This window comes from Microbulbifer harenosus (genome assembly GCF_005771435.1).
GTDB classification, from domain to species: Bacteria; Pseudomonadota; Gammaproteobacteria; order Pseudomonadales; family Cellvibrionaceae; genus Microbulbifer; species Microbulbifer harenosus.
Genome location: NZ_VANI01000009.1, coordinates 233678 through 250362, shown reverse-complemented (window position 1 = coordinate 250362; position 16685 = coordinate 233678). Strand labels below are relative to the sequence as shown.

Genomic DNA, 16685 nt, shown 5'->3' with positions numbered 1-16685 from the left:
TAATCAAATCGGAGGCGTCTTAAGTTTTACACATTCTAACAGTATTTAAGACGCCAAATTTAGTCTGCGCTACAAACATACCAGATGACGGCCGATCACTTGCGCTCGTACAAAGCCTCAATTTTTGCTGTAGCCAGCGAGTGAGCTTTAACCATGTAGCCAGTCAATGCGCCAGAAGCCCCTTCAGGCAGCGTCAACTTTTTCGACAGCGCATACAGAGTAAATTGATAACGGTGTACACCGTGACCTTTTGGTGGGCAAGCGCCTCCGAAGCCTTTAGCACCGTAGTCATTGGTGATATTGATGCTGCCCGCAGGTAACAAGTTCTTTCCCGGGTCGCCGGCACCGGCATCAAGATTATTTACCGAAGCAGGAATGTTGACGAGTTGCCAGTGCCACCATCCGCTTCCAGTGGGCGCATCCGGATCGTATACCATCAACGCATAGGCTCCGGTACCTTCCGGCGCTCCACTCCAGGAAAGTTGCGGAGATTTATTGCCACCACTACATCCGAAGCCCTGAAATTCATGCTGTTTCGGCATGAATTCACCATTGGAGATGTCTTTGCTATCCAAAGTGAATGTCCCAGCCAAAGCAGTACCGGACAGAAAGATCGACAGCGACAAAGTCAGTTTAATAATCGAACGACGCACAGGAAGTCTCCAACTGTGATTTAAAAAATGAATTTACATGTTCTGCGACTCGAAAATTAGCGACAAAACCGCTAAATTTTCGCCCTGATCCGTCAATCAGCGGTATTTAAAGCCGGGGCCCCGAACGGCACCACTACAAGCAGACCAAGAAGAAAAGCGGAATTTTGCAATCCGGAGAGCTTCCGCTTCAAGAAGTCGCTGACATCGTTGGCGCTGAGCAACCTATTACATCTGTGCGATCGAATACCCGGAAATTTCAATGGGAGATTAAACTGCTCTCATTTTGAGATAGGCGCTATTTTCACACAGATTTATACAAAGCTGCTGGCGCTATCCGCACCCAGTCCTCGAGATCTTTTTGCGTATCAATATCGACCGACGCTTCCGGCATATTGTATTCGGAGACAGGGACATCCGAACTGTAAAGGAGCCGCTTGGCACCTCGGTCATTCGTGAGGGATTTCAGCTGCTGGAAACTGTTTTTTGCGAAAATTGCCGGTACGCCGCGGCGGCCGGCATAGTAACCGCAAGCGATGTTATTCCATTCAAACTGATCAATCAGGGCTTCAATATCATTGGCGGTAATCGCAACCTGGTCAGCCAACAAAATTAAAATCCCATCAAAATCGCGCTCCAACTGCGATACGCCTGCGGCAATCGAGTGTCCCAAGCCATTTTTCCAGGCCGGGTTGTAAATCAGTGTTACGTCGGTCAAGTCTCCATCCCTCTGCGCCTGAACGATCGAGGTGTGCCAGGCACCGGTAACCACACAGGTATGCGACACCAAATGCCGCACCTGCTTGACCATTCTCTGCACCAGAGAGGTTCCATGAACGGTCGCCAGCGGCTTGCAACCACCGAATCTCCGTCCCTCTCCGGCCGCCATGATCATGGCGGCAATAGATCGGGATTTGATCGCTTCCGACGTCATCGGCATATCCATCATGAGAACTGATATTTAGGTTCTGGTTTCGGTGCTGGCAGTACCGGTTCCAGCCAAGTGAAATTTCCGGCGCGTTTTAGATCTAGTGACTGCTCGGTTACAAATAATGTCACCGGATTCATGGCAAAGCCCCCATCACATATAGGTTGGTGAGGTCTCAACCGCTAGGATGCGCCGCTCATTTTCATTGGGGGGAACACCATGTCAGTAGGACAACAGATCTATCACGCTATCGAACTCTTTGCGCCGCACGCACCTCATCGGGAGAGGTTCTGCACATCGCTGACCAAGGCACTGACCGATAATGGCTCCACGTCAATGGCGGCAAAGCGAATTGCATCCGTGATCGCGGATGCGCTCAGCGAACCCTGCGAGGACTTTCACCTCGCCATGGCCCACCTGATTGCCTTTCACCCACCGCTGATGATCGCGATGGAAGGTGATCTGGCCGCCGTTCACGCCATGCATCGCTATATGTCGTTCTTTCTCGATATGGAAGCAGCTGACACAGGGCCGCAAGCCCAGTACGCGATCAACTGAAGACGGTTTGCATGGAGCGCGGTGGCGTATCAGATGCAAGTACGCCACTCATTGAGCGGCCACTGCCCTGGTTTAGCGCGGCCTGACACTCCGCCAGAATCGACAGGGCAATGGTTTCCGGCAGATCGGCACCGATTTGCAACCCGGCTGGGCCAGCGATCACTGGAGAATGCTTATCCGGATTTATTCCCGCCTCCGCAATTACCTGTTCGCGGCGTTTGCGCGGCCCAAGCAGCGCGAGATAACGGAGTGACTCGCCGTGTAACATCAATAACGCGCGGGCATCCAGCGCGATATTATGGCTCATCAACACGGCGGCGTTGACCTTGCAACTGCGCACAAATTCCGGCAAATGCTCCGCCGGAACGCTCAACAGTTCATCCGCGTCGGGGAAGTATTCTCTCCGCGCATTAGCCGGTCGCGGATCCCACACACTGATGCGCCAACCCAGCTGATGTCCGATAGCGGCCAGAGGTCGCGCGTCAATGCCACCACCGACGATCAACAGATGGGGCGGCGGCGTGATGCCGGTACACAGCCAGTGACTCTCGTCCTCTTGCACCAGCTGTGCCTTAACCTGGAACGATTCGATACTGACGGCATCATTGTCCATAAAGCGCGATTGTGCCGCGCCGTTTTTCTCGGGGACACACTGATAGTAGTAACCGGAGCGGAACTCCTGCAGCGCAGTGTAAACCCGATCCAATTCCAGGTAGCCATTTTCACGATGCACCGGCTGCAGCAGAATGTGTACGGTACCACCGCAGCCAATGCCCAACTGGAACGACAGATCATCTTCGTCGCTGCCATCATAGGTCAGAGTTACCGCGCGACCACTTTGCATCACGCGGCGGGCCTGTTGGTGAATATCCGACTCCAGGCAACCGCCACTCAGCATCCCGAGCTGGTGTCCATCGGCACTAAACAGCATCATCGCGCCCGCCTTGCGGTAGCATGGGCCCTCGGTTTTGTACACGGTGCCCAGTACCCAGCCGCAGAAATCGCGCAATGGGTACCAGGACTTCAAGAGCGCAAGCAGATGGTTCGACATGGATAAGTCAGACCTTGATCGGCAATGAGTAGTAGCGCTTGCCGGTGACAGCCGCCAACGCATTGGCTACTGCCGGTGCAATCGGCGGTACTCCCGGCTCACCGACGCCGGTAGGCGGCGCCGCGGAGGGCACGATATGCACCTCCACCTCGGGCATCTGGTTAATGCGCAATACCTGATAATTGTGGAAGTTGGACTCGACGACCTTGCCATCCTTGAGGGTAATCGCACTCACCAGCGCAGGGGCCAAACCAAAGCCGATGCCACCCTCCATCTGCGCGCGGATCACATCCGGGTTGATCGGCACACCGCAGTCCACCGCGCACACCACCCGCTCGACTTTGAACTTACCGTCATCCGCCACGGATACTTCCGCCACCTGGGCCACATAGGAATTAAACGACTCATGCACGGCGACACCACGACCCCAACCTTTCGGCAGCGCCTTACCCCAACCGGCTTTATCCGCAGCCAGTTTCAGCACACCCTGCCAGCGCGGGTGGTCAGCCAATAACTTCATACGCAGGTCCACCGGGTCCTGCCCTGCTTTCACGGCCAGTTCGTCGATAAAGGTTTCCGTGGAATAGGCCGTGTGGGTGTGGCCCACGGAGCGCCACCAGAGTACCGGGACCTGCTCTTCGGTGGAGGTAACTTCGACACGCAGGTTGGGAATGGCGTAAGGAAGTGTGCTCGCGCCCTCGACCGATGAATGATCGACGCCATTCTTGATCCCCTGCCCAAACGGCGTACCCGTTAGAATGGACTGCCCCACAATGTGCTGTTCCCAGCCGACAATATTGCCCTCCGCATCCAGACCGCCACGCACCCGGTGTACGTATGCCGGGCGAAAATAACCCGCCTGCATATCGTCTTCGCGGGACCACACCAGTTTGATCGGGGTACCCATTTTTGCTTTGGCGATGTGCACCGCCTCTACAAGATAATCAGACACCGGATTGGCGCGACGGCCGAAGCTGCCGCCGGCAAACAGCATATTCAGTTTTACCTTTTCCACCGGCAGCCCCAGCAACTTACCGATGTTCATCTGGTCTATCGACTGGAACTGCTCGCCGTTCCAGATTTCGCAGCTGTCCTTGTTGACCAGTGCCACACAGTTCATCGGCTCCATGGCCGCGTGCGCGAGATAGGGAAATTCGTAAGTGGCCTCAATGACGGTTTTGGCACTGTCCAACGCATCGCCTACGCTACCGTGATCGTGCGCCACACCACCGCGTTTTTTCGAGATCTCACGGTATTCCGCCATTATCTGGTCGGTGCTTTTGTCCATCGCCCGGGATTCATCCCATTCAATGTTGAGCTTGTCGCGCGCGACTTTTGCACTCCAGTAGTCCTTCGCAACCACGGCAATACCGGTGGGAATTTGGATCACGTCCACCACGCGGTTGGAAGCCTTGGCTTCCTTTGCATCGAAGCTTTTCACTTTTGTCCCAAAGCGCGGCGGGTGGGCAACCACTGCGGTGAGCATGCCCTCCAGCCACACATCCTGGGTATAGATCGCGGTGCCGTCGGTCTTGCCCACATCCTTGCGCGGCATCGACGTACCGATATAGGTAAATTCCTCAGGCTCCTTGAGGCGGATTGATTTTTCATCCGGCACTGGCAAGGTGGCTGCGAGTTCTGCGAGCTCACCGAAAGTCGCCTTTCTGCCGCTGCCCGCATGACTCAACACGCCCTTGTTAACACTGATCTCCGCTGTCGGTAGATTCCAGCGTTGCGCCGCGGCCGCCACCAGCATGGCTTTGGCTGTGGCACCGGCAATGCGCATCTGCTGATACGAGTTGGCGATGGCGGAGCTGCCGCCGGTACCCTGCATTGGGCCCCAGTACAGATTGTTGTAGCGTTTGCCATCGGCGGGGGCGCCAACGGCATCGATCTGCTCCCAGTCAGCGTCCAGTTCTTCGGCCACCAGCGTGGCAAGGCCGGTGTAAGTGCCCTGCCCCATTTCCACATGTTTGATGACCACCGCCACACGGTTATCGGTCCCGATACGCACAAAGGCGTTGGGAGCGAAAGCCTCGCCTTCTGCAGCAGTCACTCCTGTAGGAAGCATTTTCGCCAGCGTTCCCGGGCTGCTGACAGCCAGAGTCAGGCCGGCGCCAATGCCGCCGATGACCTTGAGAAAATGTCTGCGACTCTCCTGCGGACTTGCTAAGCCGTCAATTTCCTGAAAGCTCCTTGCCAGTTCTGCACGGGTTTCGTTATTAATCCAGCGCATGATCCCCTCCCTTTCAGACCAGTTGTTTCGACGCTTCTTTGATGGCACCGCGAATTCGCTGGTAGGTATTGCAGCGGCAGATATTACCGGACATCGCGGAATCAATATCCGCATCGGTAGGTTTCGGATTCTTTTCCAGCAGCGCAATGGCGGACATGATCTGCCCCGACTGACAATAGCCGCACTGGACTACCTGCCCGTCATCCCAGGCCTGTTGCACAGCCCTGCTCACGGGAGAAGCCGCGGATGAGGAAACGCCTTCGATGGTGGTGATTTTTTTGCCCGCCGCCAGCTGTACCGGCGTGGAACAGGAGCGGATCGGCTGGCCGTCCATATGCACTGTACAGGCGCCGCACATGGCCATACCACAGCCGAACTTGGTACCCGTCATTTCCAGGTAGTCGCGGATCACCCACAACAGCGGTGTATCCGGTGTGGTGTCGACCTGATGTTCGGCACCATTGACATTGAGCGTGATCGACATGGTATTCCCCTCGTTATTGATTGTCCCGGTAACGAATCCTTGTGAAGGACCAAATTACACGATTTGACCTGACAATAAATACCACGTGCTCTCGAAAATCTACTTTATTAGTTCGGCCGTAGAAGTTCGCGCCAATTAATGCGACGGTCAGCATTTCCTGCCCGTCGCACACATTAATCTTTCAGCGCACCCCCTCCAGCAGATGCCGCGCGATAATCAGGCGCTGAATCTCGCTGGTACCCTCATAGATAGTAGTGATGCGAACATCCCGCGCCATCCGCTCCAGTGGAAACTCCCTGGTATAGCCCACACCGCCGTGCATCTGGAGCGCCACATAGCAGGCCTCGTTGGCTTTTTCCGATGCGTAGAGCTTCGCCATGGAAGCCGCAGGGCCGAAGTGTAAACCGGCATCTTTCTGCCAGGCCGCTTGCAACAACAAGAGTCGCGCCGCCTCCAACTCGGTGTATTTGTCTGCGAGTTGCCACTGCAGCCCCTGAAATTGGGCCAGCGGCTTGCCGAACTGCTCGCGCTCCTGCAGATAAATGCGCGCGCAGTCCAGAGCTTCAAGGCCAATGCCCAATGCTAACGAACCGATGCCGATGCGCCCGCCCGCCAGTTCGCCGGCGGCGATGCGGAAGCCGCGGTTCTCTTCGCCCAGCATGCTGCTCGCGGGGATGCGGCAATCCTCAAACGCCACCTCATTGGTGACAGACGCTTTCTGCCCCATTTTTTCTTCCGCCTTGCCGATCACCAGCCCGGGAGTGCCAGCCTCGACCAGGAAGCAGGAGATCCCCTTGCCTTTCGGTGCCGAGGAATCGGTTACTGCCCACACCACAAACACACCGGCAAACTCGGCGCTGCTGATAAACAGCTTGCTGCCGTTCAGCACATAGTCGCCGCCGTCCTTGACCGCACGGGTGCGCATGGCGGCGGCGTCGGAACCGGAACTGGGTTCGGTCAGGCAGAAGGAGCCAGCAGCGTATTCGCCGCTGCAGATTTTCGGCAGGAAATACTCTTTCTGTGCATCGGTACCCATCGCCTGGATCACTTCCGCCACCATGTTGGTGACCGAGGTAGTGGTGGCGGTGGAAGCGCAGCCGCGGGCAATTTCGGTGATAGCGAGGCTGAAGGCGATGGTGCCGGCACCGGTGCCGCCGTATTCGGGGTCGATGTTGATGCCCATGAAACCGAGCTCCGCCAGCTCCTTGAGTTTCTGCAGAAACAGTGGGCGGTTGCCAGTCTTGTCCAGCTCCGCGGCGATCGGCTTCAATTCGCTTTCGGCAAACTGGCGCGCGGCCTCCTGAATCATCTGTTGTTCTTCGGTCAGTGCAAAATTCATGGTGTTTTCTCGCTCATACTCGCCTTCCAAACCATGTGGTAAACACTGTGGCAAAGGCTGTTTATTGTTGTATCGATGACGGTGGTTTCGTAGTTTCGCTCACCGGGATGCTTGCCACCGGAACAGCAAGTGGCGCAGCGCACCCTGCTGGATCGCCACGCCCAGCAGAATCAGACCGAGGCCCGCAATGGTAGCCACGTGTATGCTTTCTCCCACCAGCAGTGCGATCAGCAATAGCGACAGCGGTGGTGACAAATAAATGAAATTGCTGATGCGCGCGGTATTGTCGCAACTGAGCAGCGCCCCCTGCCACAGCAGGAAGGCGATACCCATTTCAAACAGGCCCACATACAGAGCCCCCAGCCAGCCTTCCACTGGCGGCGATTGCCAGCCACCCTGCCACATAACAGCAGCGAACAGCCACGGCAGGCCGCAACAGAATGTCAGCAACAGATTCACTGCAGCATTGCCGCCGATACGGGTATTCAGCAACCAGTAACAGGACCAGATCACGGTACTGAACAGCGCCAGTGCCACACCGAATGGCTGATCAAACTGCAGGGAAAAAGGATCGCCTTTGGTGGCAATCACCAGTACGCCGATATAGCACACGAGCCCTGCCAGCAGATCTTGCCTGCGCAGCTTCTGTTTTAATAGAGGAACGGACAACAGGGCCAATACCACGCCCCAGGTGTAGTTCAACGGCTGTGCCTGCTGTGCGGGCAACAGCGCGTAGGCATTGAACAGGACAAGGTAGTAGAGGAACGGGTTGCAAAAGCCGAGGGCGAGATACCATTTGTAATTGGCACGCCAACTGGTGCGCAGCTCCGGTAATCGGCGCTGCCAGCAGATCACCGCGAACATAAACAGGGTGGAGACCACTGAGGCAATGGTCACCAGCTGCAGTGGAGAAAGATATTGCAGCGAGAGCTTGAAGGCACTAGCAACAGTGGACCAGCAGAGCACGGCTGCCAGCGCCAGAACCGTCGCCCGGCGATTGCCTTGCATTATGGAAGCGGATTGCTCAGTCATTTTTTGAAACCGCCAGACAGAACCGCTGAGTCATACGGCTAGGGATTTACCCGAACAAAAATTTATTCGGCCAATTATTTATTCAGCTATAAACGAAAGATGGCAGGCGCCCGGCACCTGCCATCTTTTCCCAACATACCCTGTCAGCGCTTGCCGCTTTTGGGCTCCGGGTCGGGAACCGCCACCGAGGTATCGGTTTTCACTTCCTCCATCACTACATAGGTGTGGGTTTCGCGCACACCGGGAACGGAGGCCAGCTTTTCGCCGAGGAATTGGCGGTAACCGAGCATATCCTTAATGCGGATTTTTACCAGGTAGTCGAAACCACCAGCCACCATATGGCACTCCTGCACTTCCTCTAAGCCGGACACGTGCTTATTGAACGCTTCCAGCGATTCGGTCGCGGTATCGGTAAGAGACACCTGGATGTACACCACCAGGCCCGCGTGTACCTTCAACGGGTCGAGCAGCGCTACGTAGTCCTTAATGAAGCCCTCGCGCTCGAGCCGCTTCACGCGTTCGAGGCAGGGTGTGGGGCTGAGGTTGACGCGACGGGCCAGCTCCACATTGGGAAGGCGGCCTGCTCGCTGCAGAATCCGCAGTATCTGACGGTCGATACGATCCAGATCTTCCAACTTACGAGACATGACAAAATACCCTACTGGTGATCAAGCAAATACGCCCTATATTTAACCACACTCTTTTCTAAAATGGCGATTAATTCTGGGACTCTTACCACATAATCTGGGTTTTTATCCTGCACCCATTTGTATCAGGGAGTTTTGAGGAAAAATCTATGCCAACTCACTTCGCCGGCCCATTGACCGAAGAGTTGAAAAAAGCGCGCCAGAAAGCCCGCCAATACCTGCATGCCGACGAAAACCAGTGCGTCAGCGAACTGCTGGCGGCCCCCCGCCCGGGTGAGGCCCTGCGCGAGAAGATCCTCGCCACCGCCAGCCAACTGGTGGTGAAGTCCCGCGAGCAGCGCAGCAAGCGCGGTACTTTAGATGCCTTTCTGCAGCAGTTTGGTCTCTCCAATAAGGAGGGGGTGGCGCTGATGTGCCTGGCGGAGTCCCTGTTGCGGGTGCCGGATGCCGACACCGCCGACAAGCTGATCGCAGAAAAGGTGCACTCCGGCAACTGGTCCAGTCACCGTGGCCAGTCTGACTCCCTGTTCGTGAACGCCTCCACCTGGGGGCTGATGCTGACCGGCAGCATCGTGGAACTGGACCCGGACATCACCGAAAAGCCGTCCCACTGGATGAAGAAACTGGTCAGTCGCATGGGCGAGCCGATGGTGCGCACCTCCATGATGCAGGCCATGAAGATCATGGGCGGGCAGTATGTGCTCGGCCGCACCATCAAGGAAGCCCTGAAGCGCGGCCCCGCCGAAAACAAGCCCGGCACCCGCTTCTCCTTCGATATGCTTGGCGAAGGCGCGCGCACCATGGCGGACGCCCAGCGCTACTTCGACTCCTACATGATGGCCATCGAGGCCATCGGCGCCGACAACCTCAAGAAGAGCGAAGGCCAGCGCAACGTGGTGGAGGCAAACGGCATTTCCATCAAGCTCTCCGCCCTGCACCCGCGCTACAGCGAGCTGCAGCGCGAGCGCGTGATGAACGAGCTGTTGCCGAAAGTCATCGAGCTGTGCGCGGCTGCCGCCAAATACCAGATGGGCCTCAATATCGATGCCGAGGAAGCGGACCGTCTGGATATCTCCCTGGATATTTTTGAAGCCCTGGCGCGCGCGCCGGAGCTGCGCGACTGGCAGGGTCTCGGTTTTGTGCTGCAGGCCTACCAGAAGCGCGCCCCACACGTGGCGGATTGGCTGATTGCGCTCGGCCGCGATACCGGCCGCAAACTGATGGTACGCCTGGTCAAGGGCGCCTACTGGGACAGCGAGATCAAACATGCCCAGCAGATGGGCCTGTCCGATTACCCGGTATACACCCGCAAGTGCCACACCGATCTCTCCTATCAGGTCTGCGCGCGCAAGCTGCTGGACGCGAACGATGCGATCTATCCGCAGTTCGCCACCCACAATGCCTATACCGTGGGCCTGATCCTGGAAATGGCTGGCAACCGTACCGACTACGAATTCCAGCGCCTGCACGGCATGGGCCACCTGCTTTACGATCAGATCGAAGCGGTACACGGCAAACGCGCGCCGGTGCGGGTTTACGCCCCAGTGGGTGCGCACCGCGACCTGCTGCCCTACCTGGTGCGTCGCCTGCTGGAAAACGGGGCCAACAGCTCCTTCGTCAACCGCTTTATGGACGAGAAGACCCCGGTCAACGTGCTGGTGCAGGACACCTTGAAGCTGAGCGAAGCCTGCAACCCCTACCGCCATCCGGAAATCCCGGTGCCGGCGGATATCTACATCGGCCATGAGACACTGCCGCGGAAAAACTCCCACGGTTTTGAACTCACCGACCCGATTGCCTTCGCCCCACTGAAACAGATGGTGGAAGCGTCTGCAGGCAAAACCTGGAGCGGCGGCCCCATCGTGGACGGCATTGCTGGCAAGGCGGACCTGGCGGTGCTCAACCCGGCCACCGGCGAGGTGGTGGGCCACACCGCCAACACCGATGCCGCGCTGATCGACAAGGCGTTTACCTCCGCTGCCGAGCACCAGCGCGCCTGGAACCGTCTGGGCGGCGAAGCCCGAGCAAAAATCCTCGACAAGGTCGCGGACCTCTACGAGCAGCATCTGAACGAACTGGTGGCGATGATCTGCCGCGAGGCCGGCCGCACCCTGAACGACGGCATCAGCGAAGTGCGCGAAGCAGTGGACTTCTGCCGCTACTACGCCAACGGCGCGCGCCAGCACTTCGGCGAGCCCACCATTCTTCCCGGACCCACGGGCGAGAGTAATGAACTGAGCCTGTGCGGGCGCGGTGTGTTCGTGTGTATCAGTCCATGGAACTTCCCGCTGGCGATTTTCACCGGCCAGGTGGTTGCGGCGTTGGCCGCTGGTAACGCGGTACTCGCCAAGCCCGCGGAGCAGACCCCGCTGATCGCCGCGCGCGCAGTACAGCTGATGCACGAGGCCGGTATTCCACAGAAAGTACTGCACCTGATCACCGGCACCGGTGCCGCCATCGGCAAGCCGCTGCTGGATCACCCGCGGGTTGCCGGTGTGGCCTTTACCGGCTCCACCGAAACCGCCAAGCACATCAATATGCAGCTGGCCGCGAAAGATGGCCCCATCGTGCCGCTGATCGCCGAAACCGGTGGCCAGAACGTGATGATCGTGGACTCCACCGCGCTGCCAGAACAGGTAGTGGACGACGTGATCCAATCCGCGTTCCTGAGCGCCGGTCAGCGCTGCTCCGCCCTGCGTGTTCTGTGTGTGCAGGACGTGATCGCGGACAACCTGCTGAACATGCTGAAAGGCGCCTGTGAAGAACTGGTGCTGGGCGACCCGTCAAAACTGGAAACCGACATCGGCCCGGTGATCGACGAGAAAGCCCTCGGTCTGTTGGAGAAGCACCGCGAACGTATGAGTTCGGAGGCGAACCCCCTGTTCGCGTTCGACGAAAACAAGCGCCCGCAGCACGGCACCTTCTTCGGCCCGCAAGTGGTAGAGATCACCGACATCAATCTGCTAAAGCGCGAAGTGTTCGGTCCGTTCCTGCATGTGGTGCGCTTCAAGGCAGAAGAGCTGGAAGACGTGATCCACAGCATCAACGCCACCGGCTACGGCCTCACCTTCGGCCTGCATTCGCGTATCGAAGGCCGCGCCGGTGCCATCTTCAAGCGCATTGATGCGGGCAACTGCTACATCAACCGCGATATGGTGGGTGCGGTTGTGGGCGTGAACCCGTTCGGCGGTATGGGCCTCTCCGGCACCGGCCCCAAAGCCGGCGGCCCGCACTACCTGTTCCGCTTTGCCAACGAGAAGACCAAGACGGTCAACACCGTGGCAACCGGCGGCAACACGCAGTTGTTTACCCTGGGGCAGTAATCGCCTCACAAAAAGAAGCCCGGGAAATTCCCGGGCTTCTTTTTTTGCGCGACGAAAATACGTCTATGGATTATCGCCGCGCTTGTGTGTTTACCGGTTTGCGCAGTGCAAACTGGTCGATCACATTTCCGTTGTCGTCGATGGCGCGATACTTCAGTGAGCCGGAGAGTGGGTCCACGTCAATCACCTGATAGGTGCGGGTATTCACCGCACCAAAGGCGGCGAACTCCGGCAACTCCTGCTCGTACATTTTGGTCCCGGACACTGCCACCAGATAAATAGTGCCCTGCTCGTCCGCCACCACCGGCTCGTTACCGCGCATGGGAACGGTGCGCATATACGCGTGGTCGTGGCCCTGGAACGCGATGTCCACGTGATGCTTGTCGAAGATCGGCCCCCACACGTCGCGGATCGGCTTGTTGTCCCTGCCCTCGCGGGAGGCATAGAACGGATGGTGATAGATCACCACTTTCCAGCGCGCCTCGCTCTCGCCCAGCACCCGATCCAACCACTCCGCCTGCAGCTCCGGTTCCACCAGGTGATAGTTGGAATCCATCACTACGACGAGCAAATCCTGATAGGTCACGTGATAGGTGCGGCCGGCATCCAGTTGCTCACTGCCGTTCGCCGGCAGCGCAAACTGCTTGAGATACAACGTGGGATGTCCGCCGTGACTGTCGTGATTACCCAGCGCCGGCACCACCATGGAGCGGTCGAAAACGGAACTGCCCTCGTGGAAAAACTGATCCCAGTTGTCCTGTTCCTGGCCGTGGTCGATGAGGTCTCCGGCAATCATGTAAAAGCGCGCGTGCGGGAATTCGAAATCTGCCTGGCGGATCAACTGCCCCCACTGATCCAGACCGTTCTGGGGATCGCCCAGATAGACAAAAGAAAACGGCTCGACAGGAGAACTCGCCGCGGTGCGGAATTCTCGTGGTGAAGTCCAGCTCTTGCCGTCATCGGTACTGACGGCATAGAGGTAGTCCGTGGCCGGCTGCAGGTCCCTCAGCACAACGCGATGCAGTCGCACCACCGGGTCATTCACCACCTGACGGCTGTGCAATTCTGTGTAGGTCGCGTTTTTGCGTTGACCGGCACGGTTACCGCGCGCGAGGAAGCGGTTTTTCGGGGCCACCCACAACCGGCTTTTTTCCACACTGTTGTCGGTGCGCCACTGTACCGTGGCGGATGTTGCCGGGTCGCCCTGCCAGGTCAACTGCAGATGGTCCGGCCGCGATGACGAGGGATAGCGGGTTTCGCGGAAGTAACCCACAAAGCGCGATACCAGCTCCCAGCTCTCGTAGCTGCGCAACACCGGCAGGCCAACCAGCGCCTGCGGCAAAGTGTTGAAGTAGTCGTTATCGTCGATAAACGGCAGGCCGCCGACTTCCGCGATCTGCACGTCCACACCTTCAATCAGCGGAGTGATGGTAACCGGTGCTTTTCCATCCAGCGCACCGGCAAACACCAGATAGGGCTTCAACTCACCGGACAGACTGGGCACACCCAAATTCACCTGCCCCGCTTCCACCTGCTTCGACCATACATGGTATGGGTCTTCTTCATCCACGATGAAGTCGAGTTCTGTTCTCCGCGAGAATTTTTGATCCTTAAGCCAGAACGGCGTTTCCCCGTAAGAAGCATCGAAGGCGACATAAATAACGGCCGGGCGATCAACGCGAAAATGGGAAAAGCTGGTTCCCAAATAATCCCGCTCATCCCGGGTAAGAAACTTGGCAGCAGAGTCCGCGGTCAACGCAATGCGTTTTTCTGGTGACAGGTCTTCGGACATACGGGCAATAATGTGTGAAACCCTTTCCTCAAGATCCCGGTGAACGTTGCCGGACGCATCGGCAGCGGCAATCCCGCAAAAGCAGAGCAGCAGTAAGGTAAGTGTCAGGTTGGAAAATAATCGCATGGAACCCCCTGTAAATGACCCGGGGATTCTAAAGGCATAGTTTTTTTATAGGCTTCAGTAAGATGAATTTTTTATGACAAACGGATTACAGCATCACCGCAAAAAAAAGCCGGAGGGTTACTCCGGCCAAGCCAAGTCCTGTGAGAGTTGCCGAATAGCACTTGGAGTTAATTCAATACACGGCTAGTTCAGCACACGATAGCCGCGTCCACGCAGGCAGTTACGGGTGATGTAACTCGCTTCCGCGCCAGAACTGCCCACCCCACTGACGCCACCGAGCAAGGCACCGGCTCCGGCACCCGCGAGAGCGGCACTACTGGTATCGCCAATGATCGCGCCGAGGGCGCCACCCAGTAGAGCACCACCAGCAGCCCTGGTGACACCGCGACGACCGGCATCGTTGCGCGCGGCGGTAGACAGACCTCGGCAGTCAGCGAGATCCAACTGATACTGACGCATGTTGACGCCGTAGGTATCAATCACGATGTTGCCGGCACCAGGCACCTGCTCCTGCTGGTAGGCACATCCAAATAGGGTTGCTGCGCTCAGGCCCACAGCGGCCAGGATATTCAGTCTCATTGGCGCTCATCACCACATTGTCGCCTGCTTCAACTGTAGGTTTAGACGACATTTTGGTTATGTGCCAACGGCATGGAAGAATTTTCGCCGAGTCGAGCTCACCTGCTGACTGCCTGTTCAGGCGATGCGTAGCGGGGCATTGGCGGGCTCGCCCCTGAGGCACAGATGCTCCGCTGCCGCCACCCCGCCATCGCAAGCCATTGCACGCGCGCGTAAACGAACCACCTGGCCGTGCGGCGGCGAGGCAAAATTGAACTCGATATCATCGACCAGAAAGTATTCGCAGTATTGCAACGCAGCAGAGTCACTTCCGCCTGCTCCGACACTCCTCGCCAGCCCGATCACAGCCGCCTGCTGCACAACCGCTTCCGGGACAACGCACGCCGATGTGGAGATGGCAATGGCTGCAATCGCGTGAATCATATTCAATACCTCAGGCAGGGTAACCTGGCCAATTTCATCGCCCCCACAAGGAACAGCAACCACAATAGTGAAAGCAGCGCGAGGGTCAGCCAGAGAGGTTCCTTCAGTGCCACGAAACCACCGATGGCGGCACTCAGAAATAACTAAGCGGCCCACCGAAAGCGTGGTTTTGCAAAGGTAAACTGAGCTGTGCTGATAACACGTTCAAGGAAGCCGCCCTCGCAATAGCAGAAATAGAAATCCCACATATTGATGAATCGCTGATCAAAACCCTGATGGCGGATTTCCTCAAGATTCTCGAAAAATGCACCGCGCCAAGCCGCCAATGTCTTGGCGTAATCAAATGTAATGTCATCCAGGCCGACAATCTGCATATCCGTATCTTCGGCAATATGTTTGGCAATGATGTGATTGGAAGGCAGGCAGCCACCCGGGAAAATATAGCGTTGGATGAAATCGACACTGCTTTTGTAGCTGTCGAAGCGCTGGTCCTGAATCGTGATCGCCTGCATCACCATGATGCCGTCCGGTTTGAGCAGGCGGCTGCAGCGGGAAAAGAACTCGCGATAGTACTCGTGCCCGACCGCTTCAATCATCTCTATGGAGACAAGCTTGTCGAACTGTCCTTCGGCGTCGCTGTCGAGCTCACGATAATCCTGCAACAGCAGGGTAACCCGATCCTCCAGACCCTCGCGTTTCACCCAGGCTTGTGCGTACTCGTACTGCTCTTTCGAGATAGTGATGCTGGTTACACGACAACCGTGGTGCTTGGCGGCATAAATCGCCATACCACCCCAGCCTGTGCCAATTTCCAGAAGATGGTCCGAAGACTGCAGTCTCAGCTTGCGACAGATACGCGCAAGTTTGAACTGGGATGCCTCGGCCAGGCTCGCGTTCACACTGGGAAATACCGCGGATGAGTAGAGCATGCTCTGGTCGAGAAACAGACGGAAGAAGTTATTGCCAAGATCGTAATGGGCAGCAATATTCTTGCGCGCTCCCCGGATGGAGTTGGCATTCAGGCGGTGCAATCCTTTCAGCAGGAATTTCGAAACAGAACTCCAACGGGAGTCCAGCTGTTCCAACACAGCCATATTGACCACGAACAAACGAATGACCTGCACCAGGTCAGGTGTATGCCAGGCGCCGTCCATGTAAGCCTCACCGGAACCGATGGATCCGTTGAGCAGCACCTGCGTATAGGCAGAAAGCTCGCGCACGTGGATATGGGCTTCGATATCGGAGCTGCCCGGTGCCTGACCGAAATGATGCACGGTATTACCACCTAGGGCCTGATTCCGCACGCCCTGTATACCGTGGTCTGATACTCGCGTTTCGTGAATATACAGAGTGCCCACGGTAATGTCCGCCAGGCGGTGCAATACCAGCTTTCGAGCAAGCCGGTCAAACCAGCTCTCGGCTCCGCTGTCGGCCTCAAGCCCGGAAACCATTGCAACCGACTGCAGGTTTACCCTACCCCGCGAGTAGGGATGTGCACTGCTCATCGCCGTTTGAAC

The 16685-nt window shown here is 57.3% G+C and carries 14 protein-coding genes; 2 read left to right on the top strand and 12 right to left on the bottom strand.

Annotated features, from left to right (window positions below; genetic code table 11):
* Positions 1 to 95: 95 nt before the first annotated feature.
* Together FDY93_RS09170 and FDY93_RS09165 are read right to left on the bottom strand one after the other, a co-directional pair.
* A complete protein-coding gene (locus tag FDY93_RS09170; RefSeq protein WP_246068527.1) occupies positions 96 to 653 on the bottom strand; it encodes a YbhB/YbcL family Raf kinase inhibitor-like protein in 558 nt (185 codons plus the stop codon).
* Positions 654 to 954: 301 nt separating this feature from the next.
* Complete coding sequence (locus tag FDY93_RS09165) at positions 955 to 1599, bottom strand: nucleotidyltransferase family protein (RefSeq protein ID WP_138235425.1); 645 nt, start codon at positions 1597 to 1599, stop codon at positions 955 to 957.
* Between the two features lie 198 nt (positions 1600 to 1797).
* On the opposite strand from FDY93_RS09165, the gene FDY93_RS09160 reads away from it, so the two are divergent.
* Complete coding sequence (locus FDY93_RS09160; protein WP_138235424.1) at positions 1798 to 2136, top strand: hypothetical protein; 339 nt, start codon at positions 1798 to 1800, stop codon at positions 2134 to 2136.
* Here the strand turns inward: FDY93_RS09160 and FDY93_RS09155 are convergent.
* The 6 genes from FDY93_RS09155 to FDY93_RS09130 all read right to left on the bottom strand — a co-directional run bounded on the left by FDY93_RS09155 (position 2129) and on the right by FDY93_RS09130 (position 8925).
* Positions 2129 to 3187: an XdhC family protein gene (locus FDY93_RS09155; RefSeq protein ID WP_138235423.1), complete on the bottom strand. Its 1059-nt coding sequence runs from the start codon at positions 3185 to 3187 to the stop codon at positions 2129 to 2131. The two genes, FDY93_RS09160 and FDY93_RS09155, sit on opposite strands and share 8 nt — an antisense overlap.
* A 7-nt stretch (positions 3188 to 3194) precedes the next feature.
* Entirely contained in the window at positions 3195 to 5423 is a 2229-nt protein-coding gene (locus tag FDY93_RS09150; protein WP_138235422.1) for a xanthine dehydrogenase family protein molybdopterin-binding subunit, read from the bottom strand.
* Positions 5424 to 5436: 13 nt separating this feature from the next.
* A complete protein-coding gene (locus FDY93_RS09145; protein WP_138235421.1) occupies positions 5437 to 5907 on the bottom strand; it encodes a (2Fe-2S)-binding protein in 471 nt (156 codons plus the stop codon).
* A gap of 181 nt (positions 5908 to 6088) precedes the next feature.
* Positions 6089 to 7246, bottom strand: coding sequence for an acyl-CoA dehydrogenase family protein (locus FDY93_RS09140; RefSeq protein ID WP_138235420.1), 1158 nt, complete (start codon positions 7244 to 7246; stop codon positions 6089 to 6091).
* Between the two features lie 99 nt (positions 7247 to 7345).
* Positions 7346 to 8278 carry a DMT family transporter gene (locus tag FDY93_RS09135; protein ID WP_138235419.1) on the bottom strand — a complete coding sequence of 311 codons (933 nt, stop codon included), beginning with the start codon at positions 8276 to 8278 and terminating at the stop codon, positions 7346 to 7348.
* 143 nt (positions 8279 to 8421) lie between these two features.
* Positions 8422 to 8925, bottom strand: coding sequence for an Lrp/AsnC ligand binding domain-containing protein (locus FDY93_RS09130; protein ID WP_105104298.1), 504 nt, complete (start codon positions 8923 to 8925; stop codon positions 8422 to 8424).
* A 149-nt stretch (positions 8926 to 9074) separates the two neighbouring features.
* On the opposite strand from FDY93_RS09130, the gene putA reads away from it, so the two are divergent.
* The gene (putA, locus tag FDY93_RS09125; protein WP_138235418.1) at positions 9075 to 12248 is read left to right on the top strand and encodes a bifunctional proline dehydrogenase/L-glutamate gamma-semialdehyde dehydrogenase PutA; all 3174 of its coding nucleotides are present in this window, start codon (positions 9075 to 9077) and stop codon (positions 12246 to 12248) included.
* A 70-nt stretch (positions 12249 to 12318) separates the two neighbouring features.
* Here putA and FDY93_RS09120 read toward each other — a convergent pair whose 3' ends face one another.
* From FDY93_RS09120 to FDY93_RS09105, 4 genes are all read right to left on the bottom strand, one after another.
* Positions 12319 to 14166 (bottom strand): purple acid phosphatase family protein, encoded by a 1848-nt coding sequence (locus FDY93_RS09120; protein WP_138235417.1) that lies wholly within the window; start codon positions 14164 to 14166, stop codon positions 12319 to 12321.
* Between the two features lie 183 nt (positions 14167 to 14349).
* Positions 14350 to 14745 (bottom strand): glycine zipper family protein, encoded by a 396-nt coding sequence (locus FDY93_RS09115; RefSeq protein ID WP_138235416.1) that lies wholly within the window; start codon positions 14743 to 14745, stop codon positions 14350 to 14352.
* Positions 14746 to 14862: 117 nt separating this feature from the next.
* Positions 14863 to 15168, bottom strand: a complete 306-nt coding sequence (locus FDY93_RS09110) for a hypothetical protein (protein WP_138235415.1) — start codon at positions 15166 to 15168, stop codon at positions 14863 to 14865.
* A gap of 143 nt (positions 15169 to 15311) precedes the next feature.
* Positions 15312 to 16619, bottom strand: a complete 1308-nt coding sequence (locus FDY93_RS09105; protein ID WP_138235518.1) for an SAM-dependent methyltransferase — start codon at positions 16617 to 16619, stop codon at positions 15312 to 15314.
* Between the last annotated feature and the right edge of the window lie 66 nt (positions 16620 to 16685).

Bases quoted from the DNA above. Each gene is read 5' to 3' on its own strand.
- FDY93_RS09165 (WP_138235425.1), bottom strand. From the start codon at position 1,599: ATGATGGATATGCCGATGACGTCGGAAGCGATCAAATCCCGATCTATT.
- FDY93_RS09145 (WP_138235421.1), bottom strand. From the start codon at position 5,907: ATGTCGATCACGCTCAATGTCAATGGTGCCGAACATCAGGTCGACACC.
- FDY93_RS09105 (WP_138235518.1), bottom strand. From the start codon at position 16,619: ATGGTTTCCGGGCTTGAGGCCGACAGCGGAGCCGAGAGCTGGTTTGAC.
- FDY93_RS09135 (WP_138235419.1), bottom strand. From the start codon at position 8,278: ATGACTGAGCAATCCGCTTCCATAATGCAAGGCAATCGCCGGGCGACG.
- FDY93_RS09160 (WP_138235424.1), top strand. From the start codon at position 1,798: ATGTCAGTAGGACAACAGATCTATCACGCTATCGAACTCTTTGCGCCG.
- FDY93_RS09150 (WP_138235422.1), bottom strand. From the start codon at position 5,423: ATGCGCTGGATTAATAACGAAACCCGTGCAGAACTGGCAAGGAGCTTT.
- FDY93_RS09130 (WP_105104298.1), bottom strand. From the start codon at position 8,925: ATGTCTCGTAAGTTGGAAGATCTGGATCGTATCGACCGTCAGATACTG.
- FDY93_RS09140 (WP_138235420.1), bottom strand. From the start codon at position 7,246: ATGAATTTTGCACTGACCGAAGAACAACAGATGATTCAGGAGGCCGCG.
- FDY93_RS09120 (WP_138235417.1), bottom strand. From the start codon at position 14,166: ATGCGATTATTTTCCAACCTGACACTTACCTTACTGCTGCTCTGCTTT.
- putA (WP_138235418.1), top strand. From the start codon at position 9,075: ATGCCAACTCACTTCGCCGGCCCATTGACCGAAGAGTTGAAAAAAGCG.
- FDY93_RS09110 (WP_138235415.1), bottom strand. From the start codon at position 15,168: ATGATTCACGCGATTGCAGCCATTGCCATCTCCACATCGGCGTGCGTT.
- FDY93_RS09155 (WP_138235423.1), bottom strand. From the start codon at position 3,187: ATGTCGAACCATCTGCTTGCGCTCTTGAAGTCCTGGTACCCATTGCGC.
- FDY93_RS09115 (WP_138235416.1), bottom strand. From the start codon at position 14,745: ATGAGACTGAATATCCTGGCCGCTGTGGGCCTGAGCGCAGCAACCCTA.